Annotated in this window: 2 protein-coding genes and 1 pseudogene; all 3 read right to left on the minus strand. The window is 73.9% G+C overall.

All coding sequences use genetic code 11. The features are described from left to right. Positions 1–272 (minus strand): annotated as a pseudogene (locus E4P40_RS27460) (hypothetical protein); the annotation flags it as partial. 5 nt (positions 273–277) lie between these two features. Continuing rightward, complete coding sequence (locus E4P40_RS27465; protein ID WP_135161449.1) at positions 278–1222, minus strand: copper transporter; 945 nt, start codon at positions 1220–1222, stop codon at positions 278–280. Further along, positions 1219–1639 (minus strand): putative cytokinetic ring protein SteA (steA, locus tag E4P40_RS27470; protein WP_245160632.1); only part of this gene is annotated, 421 nt, incomplete at its 5' end. The genes steA and E4P40_RS27465, both read right to left, overlap by 4 nt.

The following is a 1639-nucleotide window of genomic DNA, read 5'->3' on the forward strand; positions in this document are numbered from 1 at the left end:
GCCAGGTCGTCGTAGCCGCCGACGAGGCCGGAGACCGCCCCGACGACCGCGGCCGCCGTGCGGGTGCCGGCCGGCGCGCCGAGGACGGCGGTTGCCGTGGCCGAGGCGGCCAGGGCCGGGCCGCCGAGCAGGGTGACCGGCCGCCCGGCGAAGTTCATCCGCCGCCAGGGGACACCGGCGCGGCGGGCGTCCAGTGCGGCGGCACCGGCCAGCGCGGCACGGGCCAGCGCCGCGCCGGAGAGGGTCAGCGCCGCTCGCCGTGGTCCGTCCACGGGGCTCACGGGGCCGTAGCGGGGACCGGCGGGACCGGCTGGGTGTCCTCCCCGGCACCGTACTGGCCGGAGACGCCGTCGCCCTCGTTCGCGAGGGCGAGCACCGCGCTGATCTGGCCGGCCGAGGTGGCGACGTTGTCGACGGTGGAGATCGTCGCCGACAGCGCCGGGTCGGCCCGGATGACACCGACGAGGCCGTTCTCCGCCTCGGCGCCGAAGTCACCGGCCACGACCGCGCCGGACCCGACGGCGTCGAGGGCGGCGACCAGCTCGCCGACGGTCGTGCTGCGCTCGGCGGCGTCGTCCCCGGAGAAGGCGCCGGCGGTCAGGACGAGTGCCTGGTCCGCCGGGGCCACCGCGGTGTCCTGCGCGACGAGGTCGAGCGCCTCGAGCCCGCCGAGCACGGTGGAGAGGGCGGCGGCGTCGGGAACGGGCCCCGCCGGCGGGACCATCAGGACCTGGGCGAGCAGGGAGCCGACCAGCTGCCCGGAGTCGTCGGTCGGCGGCAGCTGGATGCCCGCGGGTGTGCCGGCACCGGTGACGAAGTTCTGGATGCTCGTCGCCGTGCTGGGGTCGCTGTACTCCGGCTGCAGCCGCAGCGTGCCGCTGACCGTGCCCCCGGCGTCGGTGATGAGCGTGCTGACGTCCTCGATCGTCTCGGGGGCGACGTCCTCGTTGGTGACGACCAGGAGGACGCTGCTGGCGGTCAGCGCACCGTCCACCAGCACGGGGGCGACGGCGTCGCCGAAGGAGTCCGCGGTGTCCAGCTGCGCCTGCAGCTGCTGCGTGCGGTCCTCCAGGGCGCGCTTGTCCTGCTCGAGGTCGGTCACCTGGCCCTCGATGTCGGCCTGGATCGGTTCGTTCAGCGCGGTGGTGCCGATGATGATCCCGAGCGCGACGGCCAGGAAGACGGCGATCAGCGAGACCAGGTGGTAACGGAAGTCGATCACGAGAAGAGGTTCTCCAACCAGAACATGAAGCTGTTCCATTGGTCGAGCAGCAGGTCCAGGTAGACCCGCCCGACCGCGGACACCGCGATCGTCGAGCCGATGGCCAGGAACGCGGCGAGGACGAGGATGGCGAGCGCCGTGGTGGAGATCCGGCTGCGGTAGAGGCGGCTCACACCCTTGGCGTCGACGAGCTTGCCGCCCAGGCGCAGGCGGGTGAGGAAGGTCGAGGCCATGCCACCTCGGCCCTTGTCCAGGAACTCGACGAGGGTGGCGTGCGTGCCGACGGCGACGATCAGCGTGGCGCCCTTCTCGTCGGCGAGCAGCATCGCGATGTCCTCGCTGGTGGCCGACGCGGGGAAGGTGATCGCCTCGACACCGAGGTCCTGCACGCGGGCCAGGCCGGGCGCGCGGCCGTCG

Source organism: Blastococcus sp. CT_GayMR20, from assembly GCF_004570345.1.